At 66.3% G+C, this 18,053-nt stretch carries 16 protein-coding genes; 12 read left to right on the top strand and 4 right to left on the bottom strand.

The features are described from left to right. Nucleotides 1-74 precede the first annotated feature (74 nt). From C2138_RS12540 to cofE, 3 genes are read left to right on the top strand one after another with little or no spacing between them, the layout of a single operon-like run. Nucleotides 75-1,010 carry a cytochrome b/b6 domain-containing protein gene (locus C2138_RS12540; protein WP_108518312.1) on the top strand — a complete coding sequence of 312 codons (936 nt, stop codon included), beginning with the start codon at nt 75-77 and terminating at the stop codon, nt 1,008-1,010. A gap of 45 nt (nt 1,011-1,055) precedes the next feature. Then, on the top strand, nt 1,056-2,102 hold the full coding sequence (locus tag C2138_RS12535) for a TIGR03557 family F420-dependent LLM class oxidoreductase (RefSeq protein WP_241961123.1): 1,047 nt from the start codon (nt 1,056-1,058) through the stop codon (nt 2,100-2,102). Next, nucleotides 2,102-2,938 (top strand): coenzyme F420-0:L-glutamate ligase, encoded by an 837-nt coding sequence (gene cofE / locus C2138_RS12530; protein WP_108518310.1) that lies wholly within the window; start codon nt 2,102-2,104, stop codon nt 2,936-2,938. Before C2138_RS12535 ends, cofE begins: the two co-directional genes overlap by 1 nt. 374 nt (nt 2,939-3,312) lie before the next feature. On the opposite strand, the gene C2138_RS12525 is transcribed toward cofE, so the two are convergent. The 4 genes from C2138_RS12525 to C2138_RS12510 all read right to left on the bottom strand — a co-directional run bounded on the left by C2138_RS12525 (nt 3,313) and on the right by C2138_RS12510 (nt 7,797). After that, nucleotides 3,313-4,137 (bottom strand): ABC transporter ATP-binding protein, encoded by an 825-nt coding sequence (locus C2138_RS12525; protein WP_108518308.1) that lies wholly within the window; start codon nt 4,135-4,137, stop codon nt 3,313-3,315. After that, nucleotides 4,134-5,222, bottom strand: a complete 1,089-nt coding sequence (locus tag C2138_RS12520) for a putative F420-0 ABC transporter permease subunit (protein WP_422395400.1) — start codon at nt 5,220-5,222, stop codon at nt 4,134-4,136. The genes C2138_RS12525 and C2138_RS12520 overlap by 4 nt, the downstream gene beginning before the upstream one ends. Before the next feature lie 4 nt (nt 5,223-5,226). Beyond that, nucleotides 5,227-6,228, bottom strand: coding sequence for a putative F420-0 ABC transporter substrate-binding protein (locus tag C2138_RS12515; protein ID WP_108518304.1), 1,002 nt, complete (start codon nt 6,226-6,228; stop codon nt 5,227-5,229). A 198-nt stretch (nt 6,229-6,426) separates the two neighbouring features. Continuing rightward, the gene (locus C2138_RS12510; protein ID WP_108518303.1) at nt 6,427-7,797 is read right to left on the bottom strand and encodes an aminotransferase-like domain-containing protein; all 1,371 of its coding nucleotides are present in this window, start codon (nt 7,795-7,797) and stop codon (nt 6,427-6,429) included. Nucleotides 7,798-8,002: 205 nt separating this feature from the next. Here C2138_RS12510 and C2138_RS12505 point away from each other — a divergent pair, with 205 nt between their 5' ends. The 9 genes from C2138_RS12505 (at nt 8,003) to C2138_RS12465 (ending at nt 18,020) form a co-directional block, all read left to right on the top strand. Further along, the gene (locus tag C2138_RS12505; protein ID WP_108518301.1) at nt 8,003-8,851 is read left to right on the top strand and encodes a nitrilase-related carbon-nitrogen hydrolase; all 849 of its coding nucleotides are present in this window, start codon (nt 8,003-8,005) and stop codon (nt 8,849-8,851) included. A gap of 43 nt (nt 8,852-8,894) precedes the next feature. Further along, on the top strand, nt 8,895-10,340 hold the full coding sequence (hydA, locus tag C2138_RS12500) for a dihydropyrimidinase (RefSeq protein WP_108518299.1): 1,446 nt from the start codon (nt 8,895-8,897) through the stop codon (nt 10,338-10,340). 10 nt (nt 10,341-10,350) lie between these two features. Next, on the top strand, nt 10,351-11,367 hold the full coding sequence (locus tag C2138_RS12495; protein WP_108518298.1) for a TIGR03842 family LLM class F420-dependent oxidoreductase: 1,017 nt from the start codon (nt 10,351-10,353) through the stop codon (nt 11,365-11,367). Then, nucleotides 11,364-12,287 (top strand): ABC transporter permease, encoded by a 924-nt coding sequence (locus C2138_RS12490; RefSeq protein ID WP_422395399.1) that lies wholly within the window; start codon nt 11,364-11,366, stop codon nt 12,285-12,287. The genes C2138_RS12495 and C2138_RS12490 overlap by 4 nt, the downstream gene beginning before the upstream one ends. Beyond that, on the top strand, nt 12,284-13,087 hold the full coding sequence (locus C2138_RS12485) for an ABC transporter ATP-binding protein (RefSeq protein WP_108518296.1): 804 nt from the start codon (nt 12,284-12,286) through the stop codon (nt 13,085-13,087). Before C2138_RS12490 ends, C2138_RS12485 begins: the two co-directional genes overlap by 4 nt. 26 nt (nt 13,088-13,113) lie before the next feature. Then, complete coding sequence (locus C2138_RS12480) at nt 13,114-13,863, top strand: ABC transporter permease (protein ID WP_108518294.1); 750 nt, start codon at nt 13,114-13,116, stop codon at nt 13,861-13,863. Nucleotides 13,864-13,946: 83 nt separating this feature from the next. After that, nucleotides 13,947-15,089: an ABC transporter substrate-binding protein gene (locus C2138_RS12475; RefSeq protein ID WP_108518288.1), complete on the top strand. Its 1,143-nt coding sequence runs from the start codon at nt 13,947-13,949 to the stop codon at nt 15,087-15,089. 100 nt (nt 15,090-15,189) lie between these two features. Then, on the top strand, nt 15,190-16,500 hold the full coding sequence (locus tag C2138_RS12470; RefSeq protein WP_108518286.1) for an aspartate aminotransferase family protein: 1,311 nt from the start codon (nt 15,190-15,192) through the stop codon (nt 16,498-16,500). A gap of 20 nt (nt 16,501-16,520) precedes the next feature. Then, nucleotides 16,521-18,020 carry a CoA-acylating methylmalonate-semialdehyde dehydrogenase gene (locus C2138_RS12465; protein WP_108518285.1) on the top strand — a complete coding sequence of 500 codons (1,500 nt, stop codon included), beginning with the start codon at nt 16,521-16,523 and terminating at the stop codon, nt 18,018-18,020. Nucleotides 18,021-18,053 lie beyond the last annotated feature (33 nt).

Raw genomic sequence — 18,053 nt, 5'->3', positions numbered from 1 at the left:
CGCCCCACCCCATGGCGGGGCGGCACGCCACCACAGCACTTCCCCTACGCACGAACCCGTTGAGAGAGCCCACTATGACGACGACGACGTCCAAGAAAAAACCCGCCGCCCGCAGCAAGTGGTTCCCCCTGGTGTGGGTCATTCCTGCCCTTCTCGTGGTGCTTGCGCTCGTTGTGGTGCTCGCGCAGTGGCTCCGCAGCCTTCCCGAGGTGCAATCGTTCCTCACCGACTACCCCGGTGAGGTCGCCCCGGCAGAGGGAACCCCGGTCGGGTTTCCGGCCTGGCTGCAGTGGCAGCATTTTCTCAACTCGCTCTTTATTCTGTTGATCATCCGCACCGGATGGCAGGTGCGCACTACCCAGCGCCCCGCCGCACACTGGACGCGCAACAACTCGGGGCTCATCCGCACCAAGGGCAAGCCCACCAAGATCAGCATCGACCTGTGGCTGCACCTCAGCCTCGACGCACTGTGGGTGCTCAACGGCATCGTCTTCTACATTCTTCTCTTCGCCACGGGCCAGTGGCTGCGGGTCGTGCCTACGAGCTGGGAGGTCATCCCCAACGCGATCTCCGCCGCGCTGCAGTATGCCTCGCTCAACTGGCCGCATGAGAACGGCTGGGTCAACTACAACAGCCTGCAGCTCATCGCCTACTTCGTCACGATCTTCATTGCCGCGCCGCTGGCCATCATCACGGGCATCCGCATGTCGGGGGCCTGGCCCAAGAACGCCGCGAAGCTCAACAAGATCTACCCCGTAGAGGTTGCCCGCGCCGTGCACCTGCCCGTGATGATCTATTTCACCGCGTTCATCATCGTTCACGTGACCCTCGTGCTCACCACGGGTGCTCTGCGCAACCTCAACCACATGTATGGCGGTGGCGACACGGAGAGCTGGACCGGATTCTGGTTCTTTGCCGCGTCCCTCGTCGTGATGGCGGTGGCCTGGATCGCGGCACGGCCGCTGATCCTGCGGCCCATCGCGGCACTGACGGGAACCGTCTCCAAGTAGCGCTTCGGTGCACCGGTGATGCCGGTCATGGGGCAGGATTCTCCTATGACGGCACCCACGCACCCGGCTGGCCAGAACGACGCAGTTCGCACCGGCGCCATGGACATCGGCTACGCCGCAATGCTGGAGCAGTTCGCGCCGACCGAGGCTGTCGCGCTCGCCGCATACGCCGAGCAGCACGGGTTCACGGGGGTGATGGCGGCCGACCACTTTCAGCCGTGGGTGCCGGCCCAGGGTGAGGCATCCTTCGTGTGGAGCGTGCTCGCGGCGATTGGCGAGCGCACCACCGGCGACTTCGGGCCGGGGGTAACGACGCCGTCGTTTCGGATGCATCCTGCCGTCGTGGCCCAGGCATCCGCCACTCTGGCAACGATGTATCCGGGGCGGCACTGGCTGGGGGTCGGCTCCGGCGAGGCCGTCAACGAGCACGTCGTCGGCGCATACTGGCCCGAGGCGGCCGACCGCATAAACCGGATGTTCGAGGCCGTCGAGGTGATCAGCAAACTGTTCACGGCGTCGATCGCTGGGCGCGACGCCAAACACTCCGGCCCTAACTTCACGCTCGAATCGTCGCGGCTGTGGACGATGCCGGAGGTGGCCCCCCAGATTCTGGTGGCAACATCCGGCCCCGTCACCGCCAAACGCGCAGGCCGCGTCGCCGACGGTCTCATCACGGTTGGGGCGCCCGTCGACAAGGTCGCCGGTCTGCTTGCTCGTTTTGCCGAAGGCGCACGTGCCTCGGGGCGTGACGGGTCGGCGATGCCCAAGGTGCTCAGACTGCACCTGAGCTGGGCAGAAACCGACGAACAGGCCATGGCGAATGCGCTGCGGGAGTGGCCTAATGGGGGCATGCGCTTTTCTAAGAGCGACATCCGCTCACCGTTCGAGTTCGAGCAGCTCGCCCGCATGGTGCGTGCAGAAGACTTTGACGGCCGCATGGTGATTTCTGCCGACCCAGACGTGCACAGGGCCGCCATCCAGAAGTATGTGGATCTGGGATTCGACCGCATCTATCTGCACAACGTGGGGCGAAATCAGCGCGAATGGATCCACGAATTCGGGCGCAGCGTGCTGCCGAAGCTGGTGCGCTGATGGCGATCGTCGCGGGCGTCACCGTGCTCGGGGTTACGGGCATCGCCGAGATCGCGCCCGGTGATGACCTGGTCGACCTGATTCTGGCCGCGGTAGGTGATGGCGGGCTTGCCGACGGCGACATCCTGGCCGTGACGAGCAAAATAGTCTCGAAGTCGGAGGGGCGCGTCGTTGCCGCCGCCGACCGCGAACAGGCGATCACCGACGAGACGGTCCGCGTGGTCGCGAGCCGGGAGCACCCCGGCGGGGTTACCCGCATTGTCGAAAACCGGCAGGGGCTCGTGATGGCCGCCGCTGGCGTCGACTCAAGCAACACTCCCGACGGCACCGTTCTGCTGCTGCCCCTTGACCCGGATGCTTCGGCCCGGGAGCTGTGCGTCGGCCTGCGGGCGGCGACGGGTGCCCGCATCGGCGTGGTCATCTCTGACACGTCCGGTCGCGCGTGGCGCGAAGGACAGACCGACATCGCGATCGGGGCGGCCGGCGTGCGGGTGTTCGACGATCTGCGGGGAACAACGGATGCCCATGGCCGTCCCCTCCTCGTGACCCTGCCAGCGGTCGGCGACGAGATCGCGGCCGCAGCCGACCTGGTCAAGGGCAAGACCAGCGGTATGCCCGTTGCCATCATCCGCGGGCTCGGCCATCTGGTCGCCGATCTCGACGGAGCGGGGGCACGAAGCCTGCAGCGCCCCGCCGAGCGCGACCTGTTCTGGCAGGGTTCCGCCGAAGCGCGAGCCGCCGGGCGTTCCGAGGGCTACGACGAGGGTTACCGCGACGGCTACGACGAGGGCTACCGCGAGGGGCCCGAGGCCACGACGGACGCCTCTCCCGAGTGAGCGCCGCGCGGGCCGGGCCGCCCGGCGTGCTCGCGCGCGGCGTGCCCGCGGACTCGCCCGCCCGCGTGCGCGCCCGACCGGCGCGCGGACTCGCCTCGCCCGCCCGCCCGTGCGCGCGCCCGCCCCACCCCGCACAACCCAGCTGAGGGGTCCCAAATGCGCCTTCGAGGGTGCCCGCGAAGACTCATTTGGGACCCCTCGCGGGTGCATCATCCGCTGCGGGATGCATCCATCCGATGAGGTGCGCGAAATGTGCCTTCACGGCGTCCCCGAAACCACATTTGGGACCCCTCGCGGGTGTGGCGGACGGACGCGCGAGCGGCGCGAGTGTGGTGAGTGGCGAGCAAGGGGTGCAGGCCACACCCGCGGCGGCGCTACGCGAAGAGGATGACGGGGAGGCCCGTGCGGGGGTGCGCGATCACGTCGCATTCGACCGAGTAGACGGCCGAGATTGTGGCGGGGGTGAGCACGTGGGCGGGGGTGCCTTGGGCGACGACCCGGCCGTCGCGCAGCAGAACGATGTGGTCGCAGTGGGAGGCGGCGAGGTTGAGGTCGTGCAGCGCCATGACCGAGGTGAGTCCCAGCCCGCGCACCTGTCGCAGTAGCGAGAGCTGTGCGCTCACGTCGAGGTGATTGGTGGGTTCGTCAAGCAGCAGCAGATCCGGCTGCTGGGCCAACGCCCGGGCGACCTGCACGCGCTGCTGCTGGCCTCCGCTCAAGCTGTGCCACGGGCGGTCGGAGATATCGGATGCTCCCGCCGCGGCGAGGGCATCGGATGCCGCGGCCTGGTGCTCTGGTGACGTGAAGTCTCCGAGTAGCCCGCTGCGGTGGGGGATGCGGCCCAGCAGCACAACCTGGCGGGCGGTGAGGTCCACGGAGGGGGCCGCGCTCTGTTCGAGCAGGGCGATGCGGCGGGCGACGGCGCGGCGAGGAAGCGTTGCGAGATCGGCACCATCGAGCAGCACTGCACCCGAGCCGGGGCGCGAGATTCCGGCGAGCAGCCGAAGCAGGGTGGACTTGCCGGCGCCGTTGGGGCCGAGCAACCCCGTAACACGCTGCGCAGGGGCCTGAGCCGTGACATCGGTGAGGATGCGGGATGACTCGATCGAAAAGCTGACGCCCTGCACCTCAACCGCCCCGCGGAGGGTGTTGGGGTCTGCAGCGTCAGAAACTGTCGCCGGGGACGGGGAGATGGTCATGCCCACGCCACCCCCTTACGTCGCGTGATGAGCAGCACGAACGCCGGCACCCCGATGAACGCGGTGATGATGCCGACGGGCAGTTCTCGCGGGTCGAAGACCGTGCGGGCGATGGTGTCGGCGACGACGAGAAACAGGGCGCCTGTGATGGCAACCAGGGGGAGCATCCGCCGGTGCCCTGGCCCGCTGAGTCCGCGAACGAGGTGCGGCAGGATGAGGCCGATGAACCCGATCGACCCGCTGACGGAGACCATGGCACCGGTCAGCAGGGCCACGCCGGTGAGCAGCATCCATCGGGTGCGATTGACGGAGATGCCGAGCGAGGCGGCGGCGGTGTCGCCGAAGGTGAAGGCGTCGAGCTTGGGCGCGGCGAGCACGAGGGCGGTGCCGACGACGGCGAGGGCGACGCCCGAGATGGCGACGCTGCTCCAGTCGCTGCCCGCGAGGGAGCCGAGCAGCCAGTTGAGGATCTCGCGGTAGGAGTCACCCTGCGACGACCAGAAGATCACAAACGACGTTGCGGCACCGGCGAGCTGGGCGATGGCGAGGCCGGCGAGAACGGCCCGGCCGGGCGTGACGGCCCCACCGATGCGGGCGATCGTGAGGGTGGCGATGAGGGCGAGCAGCGCCCCGGCGAACGCGGCGACGGGCAGGGCGAGTCCGACCCCGAGGATGAGCACCGCGACTGCGCCGAGGGATGCCCCCGACGAGAGCCCAAGCAGGTAGGGGTCGGCGAGGGGGTTGCGGGTGACGCTCTGCATGACCGCGCCGCTGAGGGCAAGCCCGGCGCCGACCGCCGCCGCCGTGAGGATGCGCGGCATGCGGAGCTGCCAGATGATCGCTTCGGTGAGCGGCGTAGCGGTGGACTCGACGGGAAGTCCGAGCCCGCGCCCGACGCTCGAGAAGACATCGGCGAGCGAGATATCGGCTGGCCCGATCGTGACCGCAATCGCGCACACAGCGATGAGCGCCGCGAGCGAGCCGACGATGATCGCGGCGATGCGACCGCCGCCGGAGCGCGGTGGACGAGGGACGGGCCGCGGAGAACCGGGCAGTCTCGTTGCCGAAGCGGTCGAGCTGGTCACGGGGTCACCATCCGAGCTCCTGCAGCTGGTCGATGATCGAGGCCACGGCATCAACATTGCGCGTTCCGGCCTCGGTCGCGGCGAACGGCACCACCACATAACGCTTCTGCCGCACGGCATCCAGAGCGGCCGTTGCGGGGTTCTCTTCGAGCGTGGCGATCTTGGAATCTGCCGTGTTCCAGGCGGAATCGACGAGCACGATGACGTCGGGGTTGGCCGCAATGACGGCCTCCCAGCTGAGCGAAGTCCAGGTGTCACGAACGTCGGCGGCCATGTTGCTGAGCCCCGCGGCCTTCATGATCATGGCGGGGGCTCCGATTCCGGCGCCGACGTAGGGGGTGGCGCGGCCGCTGGAGTACCAGACCGCGGTAGGCGAGCCTTCGGCGGGCGTGAGCGACTCGAGCTGTGCGCGCTGGTCGTCGACGAGCGCGGCGGCCGCGGCATCCGCATCAAAGATGGCACCGACCTCGCGAATCTCGTCGAAGACCGCATCGAAGGTGAGGGGGTCTGGCATGTACCCCTCGCCCTTGCACGCCGCGGGAGACACATAGGTGGCGATGCCGAGGTCGGTGAGGGCAGGGCGCTCGCCGACTCCCTCGGCGCTGAAGTTGGACTCCCATCCGGCATAGACCAGATCGGGGGCCAGGGCGAGCACGGCCTCGCGCCCGGGAACCTTGTCGCTGATGATGGTCGGTGCCGAATCGGCAGAATCCGGCAGGGGTCCGTCGAGGGCGGCTGTGCCGATGATGCGGTCGCCCAGCCCCAGCGCCAGCATCGTCTCGGTCGTCGATGATTTGATCGTGATGACTCGCTCGGGAGCGGCCTCGAAGGTCACGTCGGTTCCACAGTTGTCCACGGTCACCGGGTACCGCTCTGCTTCGGGGCGGGGGCTCGCGCTGGGCCCTGCGGTGCCCGTGCTGGCGGAGCATCCTGCCAGCAGCAGCAGCAGCAGAACGGCGGATGCTGCTGCCGCGGCGACGCGAAAACGGGCTGCGAATGTGAGCATGAGACCTCGATGGTGAGTCGGAGAACGGTGGGCGCGGGCGCGGCAGACGCGACAATCCGCTGGCGGGCTATGTGCCGCCACAACCCACTGCCCAAATCCCGGGCAGCTCACCCGGTCACAGCCGACCGGTGGTCTGGGGCAAGACTACGCCTATCCGTGTTTCGGATGCGTGACGATGCGGCATCGCCTCACGCCCGTCTAGGACCAGCGGGTCGCAAGCGCTCCTGTTGCAAGGCCCTGGGGTCGGGCTGCACCCGCGAGCGCATGGGCAACGGCCTCGACATCGTTCTCGAGCGCGCCAGCGGTCACGCGCACATGGGGCGTTGTGTCGCCGGCCTCGACCACGAAGGGACTGCCGGCGGCCACCCGGATGCCGTGAGCGGCCAGATGCACGATGGCGTCGCGTTCGTCGAGAACGGGCAGCCACAGGTTGATGCCGTCGGGCTGAGCGATGCTGATTCCGTGCGAGGCGAGCGCCACAACGAGGGCCGATTGGCGGCGGGCATAGACCCGGCGCGCTTCGGCGACATCCTCAATGGATTCGGGGTTGGAGAGCAGCTCATGGAGGATCGTCTGAAGCATGCGGCTGGTCCATCCCGGCCCGAGCATCCGTCTCGCAACGATGGGGTCGAGCAAGCGGGTCGGCCCGCCGAGCGCGGCGATGCGCAGGTCTGGCCCGTGCGATTTTGAGTAGCTGCGGATGTGCAGCACTCGGTCGGGGAGCCAGTGGCCGAGGCTCACGTCGGCGGCCGTGCTGATGTCGCCGGAGTGGTCGTCTTCTATGACGACGGTGTCGGCGGCGCGCTTGGTGACCTCCAACAGCTGGGCGAGGTCGCGGGCGCGGTCGACCGTCATCGAGGCGCCGGTGGGATTGTGGGCCCGAGGCTGCAGGATGACAGCGCTCGGGCCCCTGCGGAGTGCCGCCGCGAAGGCCTCTGGTTCGATGCCGTTGGCGTCGACGGGCACGGGGATGGGGGTGAGACCGAGCTGGTCGAGCAGGTCGAAGAACGGCGGAAAGCCGGGGCTTTCGACCACGACGCGGTCGCCGAATCGGGTGACGGCCTCGAGGCTGCGGGAGAGGGCATCCAGGGCTCCGTCGACAACCGTGATGTCTTCTACTGGATACGGCCACGAAGTGGAAAGCAGGGCGAGCAGCTCGGGGATGACGGGCACCTCGTGGTAGCTCGCCGTGACGGCGCGCTGCGAGACGCGGCCGAGCGCTGGGCCGAGGGCGGGCAGCAGTGCGGGGTCTGGGGTTCCCTTGGAGAGGTCGATACGAGCTGGTTGCTGCCGACCGGCCATCACCTTGCTTCGGGTCGGAAGCCAGTGCTGTGGCTGCTCAAGCACGAAGGTTCCGCTGCGACCGCGGGAGACGATGAGACCTGCTCCGGCAACGGCCTGCCAGGCGGCGCTAATGGTCGCAGGGCTCACTTCGAGCTGTGCTGCGAGGTCGCGCACGGTGGGCAGGCGGTCGCCGGGGGCCAGCCTTCCTGAGCCGATGAGGCGCCCGAGAGCGGCCGCGATGCCGGCGGGGCTGCGGTTCTCGATCTCAGCAACTATGGGGTGCATTTGCAATTCAGCTTGCCCGATCTCTTGCCGTCGGAGGGTTTGAACGTGAGGATGATTAACGCGTGCGTCACAAAGAGAAACAGAACAGAAATGTTCACGTCGAATAATAACAAAACCGAGACAGCGCAGTCCTGGTTTTCGACTCATCCGTTTCGGTGCCTGCGTGAACTGAACTGAGGCACTGGACCTTGTAGTGGAGGTTCCGATGACCGTAGTGCGTGCCGCCATCACCCAGACCACCTGGACGGGCGACAAAGAATCGATGATCCAGAAGCACGAGCAGTTCGCGCGAGATGCTGCTGCCGCGGGCGCTCAGATCATCTGCTTCCAAGAGCTTTTCTATGGGCCGTACTTCGGAATCACCGAAGACAAGAAGTACTACCGCTATGCCGAACCGGCCGACGGCCCAATCGTTCAGCGCTTCGCGGGGCTCGCGAAAGAACTGAACCTCGTGATGATCCTGCCGATCTATGAAGAGGACATGACGGGCGTCTACTACAACACCGCGGTCGTGGTGGATTCAGACGGCACGATTCTCGGCAAGTACCGCAAGCACCACATTCCCCACCTCGACCGGTTCTGGGAGAAGTTCTACTTTCGCCCCGGCAACATGGGCTACCCCGTCTTCGACACTGCCATTGGCAAGGTCGGCGTCTACATCTGTTACGACCGCCACTTTCCCGAGGGATGGCGCGAGCTCGGCCTTAACGGCGCTCATATGGTCTTCAACCCGAACGCCACCAAGCCGGGCCTCTCCAACCGCCTGTGGGAGGTCGAGGGCCCCTGCGCGGCTGTCGCCAACGGCTACTTCGTGCTGCAGCCCAACCGGGTGGGCCGCGAAGACAACGAATACGGCGAGCTGGCCGTCGATTTCTACGGAACAAGCCAGGTGATCGACCCGCGCGGCAACTTTGTGGGCGAGCGCGGCTCCGGCGAGCACGAGGAGATCATGATCCGCGATCTCGAACTCGACATGGTGCAGGAGATGCGAGACGACTGGCAGTTCTATCGCGACCGCCGCCCGGATTCCTACACGAGCATCCCCAAGCCGTAGCGACCGGCAGCCGACAAGACCGACAGCCAAATAGAGGAGACCAATGAAGACCCTCATCAAGAACGGAACCGTCGTGAATGCGACGGGCACAGCATCCGCCGACGTGCTGATCGACGGAGACTCGATCGCGGCCGTGCTCGCGCCCGGTTCCACGCTGCTCGGGTTCGACATCGAGCGCAACGTCGACACGGTGATCGACGCGACGGGCAAGTACGTGATTCCCGGCGGCATCGATGCGCACACCCACATGGAGATGCCCTTCGGCGGCACGCAGGCATCCGACACGTTCGAAACGGGCACCCGTGCTGCGGCGTGGGGTGGCACGACGAGCATCGTCGACTTCGTCGTGCAATACCCAGAGGAGCAGGTGCTCGACCGCTACCACGCGTGGCAGGAGAAAGCTGCGGGGAACTGCGCGATCGACTACGGCTTTCACCAGATCCTCTCGGATGTTCAGGATGCTTCGCTGACGGCGATGGATGAACTGATCGACGAGGGCGTCACGAGCTTCAAACTCTTCATGGCCTACAAGGGCGTGTTTCTCTCGGACGACGGCCAGATCTTGCGGGCGTTTCAGAAGGGTGCCGAGAACGGCGCGATGATGATGATGCACGCCGAGAATGGCGCCATCATCGACGTGCTCGTGAAGCAGGCGCTCGAGGCCGGCAACACGTCGCCGTACTACCACGGGCTCACTCGGCCGTGGCAGGCGGAGGAGGAGGCAACGCATCGGGCGATCATGATCGCCGACCTCACGGGGGCGCCGCTCTACGTTGTGCACGTGTCGGCGAAGCAGGCGGTCGAGCAGATCGCCGCAGCCCGCGACCGCGGCCTCAACGTGTTCGGCGAGACCTGCCCGCAGTACCTCTACCTGTCGCTCGAAGACCAGCTCGGGGCTCCCGGCTTCGAGGGGGCGAAGTGGGTGTGTTCCACCCCGCTGCGGTCGAAGCATGAGGGTCACCAGCACCACATGTGGCAGAGCCTGCGGACCAACGACATCCAGATGGTCTCCACGGACCATTGCCCGTTCTGCATGAAGGACCAGAAGGAGATGGGGGTCGGGGATTTCTCCAAGATCCCCAACGGCATCGGCTCGGTCGAGCACCGGATGGATCTCATGTATCAGGGCGTCGTGACCGGCCAGATCACTCTGCCGCGCTGGGTCGAGCTCACCTCGACGACACCCGCCCGCATGTTCGGCATGTACGGCAAGAAGGGCGTCATCCAGCCGGGTGCTGATGGCGACATTGTCGTCTACGACCCCAACGGTCACACGTCTATCGGGCTCGGAACCGACCCGTCCGGGGCGCCGACCGGGCGAACGCATCACATGAATATGGACTACTCCGCGTGGGAGGGCTACGAGATCGACGGCCATGTCGACACCGTGCTCTCGCGCGGCAAGGTCATCGTCGACGAGAGCGGATACATCGGCACCAAGGGTGACGGCCGGTACATCAAGCGCGGCCTGAGCCAGTACCTGATCTGAGAGGCGATCGATGGATTTTGGAGCAGTTCTGCAGACCAACCCGCCATCGGCGCGCACGGTGCAGTTGGCGAAGCTCGCCGAAGCCCACGGGTTCAGCCATGTGTGGACATTCGACTCTCACCTGCTGTGGCAGGAGCCCTATGTGATCTACAGCCGCATTCTCGCGGAGACCGACAAGGTGATCGTCGGACCGATGGTCACCAATCCGGCAACCCGCGACTGGACGGTGACGGCGTCGACCTACGCCACCCTCAACGAGATGTACGGCAACCGCACGATTTGCGGAATTGGGCGCGGTGACTCGGCCGTGCGCGTCACCAACGGTGCCCCCACCACTCTCAAAACCCTGCGGGAATCGATTCATGTGATTCGTGAGCTGGCCAACAGCAGGCCCGTCGAATACAACGGTGCGACCCTGCAGTTTCCGTGGAGCAAGGGTTCTCAGCTCGACGTGTGGGTGGCGGCCTACGGCCCCCTCGCGCTCAAGCTCACGGGAGAGGTTGGCGACGGCTTCATTCTGCAGATGGCTGACCTCGACGTGGCCGAGTGGATGATCGGCGCGGTTCGCAAGGCGGCCGCGGAAGCGGGGCGAGACCCCATGGCGGTCAAGTTCTGCGTCGCAGCCCCCATGTACATCGGCGATGACAGGGAGCACATGCGCGACCAGTGCCGCTGGTTCGGAGGCATGGTCGGCAACCATGTCGCCGACATCGTGGCGAAGTACGGCGAGAACTCGGCCGTGCCCAAGGCCCTCACCGACTACATCAAGGGCCGCGAGGGCTACGACTACAACGAGCACGGGAGAGCGGGCAACACGCACGCCGACTTCGTGCCCGACGAGATCGTGGAGCGGTTCTGCCTTCTCGGCACGGCATCCGACCACATCGAGAAGCTCACGTCCCTCGCGGAACTCGGGGTCGACCAGTTCGCCGGCTACCTGCAGCACGACAATAAAGAAGAAACGCTGCGGGTGTATGGCGATACCGTGATTCCGGCGATGTCTGAGCACATCGTGGCCAAGGCATGAGCGCGGGCGTCGCCGACACTCCGTCGCTGCGGCGGCGGCGCGGCGCGCCCATGCGGGAACTCGCGCGCTGGGGGGCCGGTGCGCTCGGCATCGCGGTGCTCATCATCGTGTGGGAGCTCTACAAGGCGCTCGGCCCGGCGGACGGACTCGTCATCGCAGGCGTGCGGGTTCTGCCACGCACAAGCGATCTAGCGATGCCCCATGTCTGGGACATGGTCGCGCGGTTGGGTGAGCCCGTTTCTCGTGCCGAGGGGGCCGAGCCGCTCTGGGTGGCTGTCGCCTCCGCCGCCCTCGTGACGCTCGGCATCGCCGCCGTGGGATGGCTCATGGGCCTCGTTGTGGGCCTCGTCCTTGCGCTCATCATGCAGCGCTGGCGGCTGGCCGAATGGGGTCTGCTGCCCTGGATCATCCTGAGCCAGACCATCCCGCTCATCGCCTTCGCCCCCGTCGTTCGAAGCTGGGGCTCGCGCATCGAGATCGGCGCTTTCGAGTGGCAGGACTGGATGTCGGTGGCCCTGATCGCCTCGTACCTCGCATTCTTTCCCATCGCCGTCGGGGCGCTCAAGGGGCTGCAGGCACCCGACACGATTCACCTCGAACTGATGCGGTCGTATGCGGTGGGCTGGTGGAAGACCCTCACGGCGCTGCGGCTCCCCGCCGCCGTGCCCTACCTGCTGCCGGCTCTGCGACTCGCGGCGGCGAACGCCGTCATCGGCGCGATCGTCGCCGAGGTCTCGACGGGCCTGCAGGGCGGCATCGGGCGCATCCTCATCCAATACGCCGGGCAGGCCAGCGGCGACCCGGCCAAGGCATGGGGTCCCATCTTCGGGGCCATCGTGCTGGGCCTCGCCGCCGCAGGATCAATTGCCCTGCTGGGGGCAATGCTCGGCCGATACAGAAGAGTGGAGGTCGGCGCATGACCGACGCGGTAGTCATATCAGGGGTCGATAAGACATTCGAGACCAAGGGCGGCCTGGTGCACGCGCTCGAGGCGATCGAGCTCACGGTGTCGGAGGGCGAGTTCGTCTCGCTCATCGGCCCGTCCGGGTGCGGCAAGTCAACTCTCATGCGGCTTATCGCCGACCTCGACCAGCCCACGACGGGCACGGTGCAGGTGTTCGGGCGCTCGGCTCGTGAGGCCCGCATCGCCCAGGACTACGGAATCGCCTTTCAGCAGGCCGGCCTGCTGCCCTGGCGCACAGTTGCCGAGAACATCGAGTTGCCCCTATCGCTCCACGGTGTGGGCAAGGCGGCGCGCGAGGCGCGGGTGAACGAACTCGTCAGGCTCGTGGGGCTCTCTGACTTTGCCGACCGCTACCCCGACCAGCTCTCGGGCGGGATGCAGCAGAGAGTGGCGATCGCGCGCTCCCTGGCGGAGAAGCCTCGGCTGCTGCTGATGGACGAGCCCTTTGGCGCTCTCGACGAAATGACCCGCGAGCATATGCAGTCGGAACTCGGCCGCATCTGCGCCGAAACGGGGGCGGCGGTCGTGTTCGTGACGCACTCGATTCCCGAGGCCGTGTTTCTCTCCGACCGCGTCGTAGTGATGTCGCCGCGGCCGGGCCGCGTCCAACAGATCGTTCCCATGCAACTGGCCGCGACATCCGACCGCCACGACGATATGCGCGAGGAAGCGGTCTTCTTTGAGATGATCACCGCCGTGCGCGAAGCGCTGCATCAGGGTTCACCCTCGATGGTGCGCGGGGTGGAGAACCGCTGATGGTAACGAGGGCGCAGGCGGCGCGGATGCAGACCACACGGGTCATCGCCCCCATCGTCGTGGGCGTTGTCGTGCTGGGGGCATGGCAGCTTGCCGTCACCTTCGGCGGCGTATCCGACTATCTGCTGCCCAGCCCCGCCGCGATCCTCGGGCAGGTCGCCGACTTTGGTGACTCGATGATCAGCGCCGGCATCATCACGGGTACCAACGCCCTCGTGGGGCTCGTTCTCGGATCGGTGTTCGGCATCCTGCTAGCCCTGTTGGCCGCGGCAACCCGGCTAATCGACCACATGGCCGCGCCCATCGTCGCGGCACTTGCCGTGATCCCCATCGTGGCGCTCGCGCCCGTGCTCAACACAATGTTCGGCGCCGACTCCCAGGTGGGGCGGCAGATCATCGCCTCACTCGCGGTGTTCGTGCCCGTCTTTATCAACACGCTGCGGGGGTTGCGTCAAACGCTGCCGGTGCACCGAGACCTCATGACCTCGTATGCGGCGACGCCGCGCCAAGTCATGACCACCGTTACCCTGCCGACCGCGCTGCCCTTCGTGTTCACGGGCATTCGCATCGGATCGTCCCTCGCCGTAATTTCCGCGCTCGTCGCCGAGTACTTCGGCGGACCGCGCGGAGGTCTCGGCGGCCTCATCTCCACCTCCGCGGCGTCGAGCGCCTACCCCCGGGCGTGGGCCTACGTGCTCGTCTCCATCATCATCGGGCTCGCCTTCTATCTCGTCACTCTCGCCGCTGAGAGGGTCGCGGTTCGCCGACGACTATGACCCCAGCGTCTTCGCCTCCGCCATCCGGGCGGGCCGCGAAGGTCGAACTGCACCATCCAGATGGCAACGAGAAAGGTAACGACATGAAACACAGCACCCGCCGCGTGGCATCCATTGCCGCAACGTCCCTCGCCGCAGCACTCGTGCTCTCGGCCTGTTCAGCATCCTCAGACGACGCGCCCGCCGACGACGACAGCCTCACCCCCGTCAAACTGCAGTTGCAGTGGCTGCCGCAGGGGCAGTTCGCCGGCTACTTTGCGGCCCTGGATCAGGGCTACTTCGAAGAGGCGGGCCTCGACGTCGAAATCATCCCCAGCGGTGGCGACATCGTGCCGCAGGATGCTCTCGCCAACGGCGACGTCGACTACGCGATCGCGTGGGTTCCCAAGGTGCTCGGCTCGATCGAGGCCGGCGCCAACGTGACCAACATCGCCCAGATCTTCCAGCGCTCCGGCACCCTGCAGGTGGCCTGGGCCGACTCCGGAATCGAGTCGGTTGCCGACTTCGAGGGCAAGAAGATCGGGTCATGGGGCTTCGGCAACGAGTGGGAGATCTTCGCCGCAATGGCGGAAGAAGGCCTCGACTCGACCACGGTGGAGATCATCACGCAGGACTTCAACATGAACGCCTTCCTTTCGGGCGACATCGACGCGGCCCAGGCCATGACCTACAACGAGTACGCGCAGCTGCTTGAGGCGATAGACCCCGAAACGGGCGAGCAGTACACGGAGGAGGACTTCACCGTCATCAGCTACGAAGACACCGTCGGGGCAATGCTCCAGGATGCGATTTGGGCCGATACCGAGCGCCTTGAGAACGACGAGGAGTACCAGGAGACCACGGTCGAGTTTCTCAAGGCCGTAATCAAGGGCTGGATCTTCGCCGCCGAGAACCCGGAAGACGCCGCAGTAATCGTGGCCGACAACGGATCCGACTGGGGAGCAAGCCACGAGCTGTGGATGGTCAACGAGACCAACAAGCTCATCTGGCCGGCCGCCAACGGCATCGGCTTCATCGACCAGGCGGCCTTCGACGCGACCGTCGCCGCGGCGCTCAGCGCCAAGAACGAGACGGGCGCAGCGCTCATCACCGAGGAGCCGCCGGCAACGGCGTGGACCAACGAATACATCGAGAAGGCCCTTGCCGAACTCGAAGAAGAAGGAATCGACATCAAGGGTGAAGGCTTCACCCCGATCGACGTAGAACTGCTCGAAGGCGGGGCATAGCCAAGCACATAACCACGGGCCGGGCGGCACCCACTGTGCCGCCCGGCCACCCACCCACTCGGCACATGCCGCCGAGTGAAAAGAAAGAAGCGCAGACACCGTGAAGAACCGAACCGCAACGTCGAACGAGAGCATTGTGGCCCTCGATCGCGCCCACGTGTTCCACTCCTGGTCTGCCCAGGGCAGCCTCAAGCCCCTCGTGATTACGGGGGGATCCGGCAGTCGGGCCTGGGACGACGAGGGTCGCACCTATCTGGACTTCTCCAGTCAGCTCATCAATCTCAACATCGGCCATCAGCATCCGGCCGTCATCGCCGCCATCGCAGAGCAGGCGGCGACCCTCGCTACCGTCGCCCCGTCGACGGCGAACCTCGCCAGAGGTCAGGCGGCCGAGCGCATTGTCGCGCGCGCGCCGGAGGGCTTCAACCGCATCTTCTTCACCAACGGCGGTGCGGATGCCAATGAAAACGCCATCCGCATGGCCCGACTCCACACGGGGCGAGACACCGTGCTCTCCACCTACCGCAGCTATCACGGCAACACGGGGGCGGCCATCGTGGCCACGGGCGATTGGCGGCGGATGCCCAATCAATATGCCAGAGGCCACGTGCATTTTTGGGGCCCATACCTCTATCGCTCCGAGTTTTGGGCGACAAGCCCCGAGCAGGAGAGCGAGCGGGCGCTTCGCCATCTGGAGCGCACGATTCAGGGCGAGGGGGCCCAAACGATCGCCGCAGTTCTGCTGGAGACCGTGCCGGGCACGGCGGGCATCCTGCCCCCTCCGCCCGGATACCTAGCCGGGGTTCGCGAGCTGTGCGACCGCTACGGCATCGTGCTCATCCTCGACGAGGTCATGGCCGGATTCGGGCGCACGGGCCGGTGGCTCGCCCTCGACGGATACGACGTCGTGCCCGACCTCATCACCTTCGCCAAGGGCGTCAACTCGGGCTATGTGCCCGTTGGTGGCGTAATCATTTCCGACCCGATCGCCGCAGACTTCGACGAGCAAGTCTTTCCCGGCGGGCTCACCTACAGCGGGCATCCGCTGGCGATGGGATCGATCATCGGAGCGCTCGACGCGATGGAGCGCGAGGGCATCGTCGATAACGCTGCCCGCATCGGAGCGGATGTGCTCGGGCCGGGGCTGTGCGCGCTCGCTGACAAGCATCCGATCATTGGGGAGGTCCGCGGAGAGGGAGTCTTCTGGGCGCTCGAACTGGTCTCTGACCGCGAAACCCGCGAGCCCGTTTCTGCCGCAGTGATGGGGCAGGTCAAATCGGAGCTCGTGTCGAGAAACCTGCTCACCATCACTCAGGACAACCGCATCCATGTGGTGCCGCCGTGCGTTGTCACTGACTCGGAAGTGGCCGAGGCGCTCGCCATCTACGACGAAGTTCTCGAGCTGTTTTGATGCAAACAAAGGAACCACTCATGACCGACATTCCCACCCTCAGCCACTGGATCGACGGCAGGGCCTTCGACGGAGAATCCCGCCGCACCGCTCCCGTCTATAACCCCGCCCGCGGCACGGTCTCCACGACCGTGCGCCTCGCGAGCACGGGCGACGTCGACACAGCCATCGCCGCGGCTTCTGCCGCCTTTAGCGCGTGGCGAGACACCTCTCTTGCTAAGCGTCAGAGCATCCTGTTCACCTTCCGGGAGCTTCTCAACGCGCGCAAATCAGAGCTTGCCGCCATCCTCACCTCTGAGCACGGCAAGGTGACCTCGGATGCTCTGGGCGAGATCGCGCGCGGCCTCGAGGTTGTGGAATTTGCCCTCGGAATGCCGCACCTGATGAAGGGCGACTACTCCGAGAATGTCTCCACGGGTGTCGACGTTTACACGCTGCGCCAGCCCATCGGGGTCGTGGGCATCATCAGCCCATTCAACTTTCCCGCGATGGTGCCGCTGTGGTTCTTTCCCATCGCGATCGCCGCGGGCAACACCGTGGTGCTCAAGCCGAGCGAGAAGGACCCATCGGCGGCGAACTGGATGGCGCAGCTGCTGGCAGAAGCCGGCCTGCCCGCAGGAGTCTTCAACGTCGTGCACGGCGATAAGGAGGCCGTCGATGCTCTGCTTGAGCACCCCGACGTCGCCTCCATTTCGTTCGTGGGGTCGACCCCCATCGCCCGCTACATCTATGAGACAGCGGCCAAGAACGGCAAGCGGGTCCAGGCGCTCGGCGGGGCCAAGAACCACATGCTCGTGCTGCCGGATGCTGACCTCGACCTGGCCGCCGACGCCGCCGTCAACGCGGGCTTCGGCTCAGCGGGCGAACGGTGCATGGCCATCAGCGTCGTGGTTGCGGTCGAGCCCGTTGCCGACGATCTGATCGAGAAGATCACCAGTCGCATGGCGGGGCTCACGGTCGGCGACGGAACCCGAAACTGCGACATGGGGCCGCTCATCACCGAGGCTCACCGCGACAAGGTCGCCTCGTACATTGAGGTCGCCGAGGCCGACGGAGCCCTTGTTGTCGTGGACGGACGCGGCATCGAGGTCGATGGCGACGCATCCGGATTCTGGCTCGGCCCTACCCTGTTCGACAAGGTCTCGCCGACCTCCGCCGTCTACAAAGACGAGATCTTCGGGCCCGTGCTGTCGATTGTGCGGGTGGGGTCGTATGAGGAAGGGCTCGACCTGATCAACGAGTCGCCGTACGGCAACGGAACCGCGATCTTCACCAACGACGGTGGCGCGGCTCGCCGCTTTCAGTACGAGGTACAGGTCGGCATGGTCGGCATCAACGTGCCGATCCCGGTGCCCGTTGGTTACCACTCGTTCGGCGGCTGGAAGCAGTCGCTGTTTGGCGACGCCAAGGCGTATGGGCCGGCCGGAGTCGCGTTCTTCACGCGCGAGAAGGCGGTCACCTCTCGGTGGCTTGACCCGTCGCACGGCGGCATCAACCTGGGGTTCCCGCAGCACGACTAGCGCCAGGCTTGGCCCCCAAACGGGGTTGATTAA

This window comes from Salinibacterium hongtaonis, from assembly GCF_003065485.1.
In the GTDB taxonomy this organism is placed as follows: Bacteria; Actinomycetota; Actinomycetes; order Actinomycetales; family Microbacteriaceae; genus Homoserinimonas; species Homoserinimonas hongtaonis.
This window is presented reverse-complemented; position numbering and strand designations above follow the sequence as displayed.

Excerpts from the sequence above, each read along its gene's own strand:
- C2138_RS12540 (WP_108518312.1), top strand. The coding sequence starts at position 75 with ATGACGACGACGACGTCCAAGAAAAAACCCGCCGCCCGCAGCAAGTGG.
- C2138_RS12535 (WP_241961123.1), top strand. The coding sequence starts at position 1,056 with ATGACGGCACCCACGCACCCGGCTGGCCAGAACGACGCAGTTCGCACC.
- cofE (WP_108518310.1), top strand. The coding sequence starts at position 2,102 with ATGGCGATCGTCGCGGGCGTCACCGTGCTCGGGGTTACGGGCATCGCC.
- C2138_RS12525 (WP_108518308.1), bottom strand. The coding sequence starts at position 4,137 with ATGACCATCTCCCCGTCCCCGGCGACAGTTTCTGACGCTGCAGACCCC.
- C2138_RS12515 (WP_108518304.1), bottom strand. The coding sequence starts at position 6,228 with ATGCTCACATTCGCAGCCCGTTTTCGCGTCGCCGCGGCAGCAGCATCC.
- C2138_RS12510 (WP_108518303.1), bottom strand. The coding sequence starts at position 7,797 with ATGCACCCCATAGTTGCTGAGATCGAGAACCGCAGCCCCGCCGGCATC.
- C2138_RS12505 (WP_108518301.1), top strand. The coding sequence starts at position 8,003 with ATGACCGTAGTGCGTGCCGCCATCACCCAGACCACCTGGACGGGCGAC.
- hydA (WP_108518299.1), top strand. The coding sequence starts at position 8,895 with ATGAAGACCCTCATCAAGAACGGAACCGTCGTGAATGCGACGGGCACA.
- C2138_RS12495 (WP_108518298.1), top strand. The coding sequence starts at position 10,351 with ATGGATTTTGGAGCAGTTCTGCAGACCAACCCGCCATCGGCGCGCACG.
- C2138_RS12490 (WP_422395399.1), top strand. The coding sequence starts at position 11,364 with ATGAGCGCGGGCGTCGCCGACACTCCGTCGCTGCGGCGGCGGCGCGGC.
- C2138_RS12485 (WP_108518296.1), top strand. The coding sequence starts at position 12,284 with ATGACCGACGCGGTAGTCATATCAGGGGTCGATAAGACATTCGAGACC.
- C2138_RS12480 (WP_108518294.1), top strand. The coding sequence starts at position 13,114 with ATGCAGACCACACGGGTCATCGCCCCCATCGTCGTGGGCGTTGTCGTG.
- C2138_RS12475 (WP_108518288.1), top strand. The coding sequence starts at position 13,947 with ATGAAACACAGCACCCGCCGCGTGGCATCCATTGCCGCAACGTCCCTC.
- C2138_RS12465 (WP_108518285.1), top strand. The coding sequence starts at position 16,521 with ATGACCGACATTCCCACCCTCAGCCACTGGATCGACGGCAGGGCCTTC.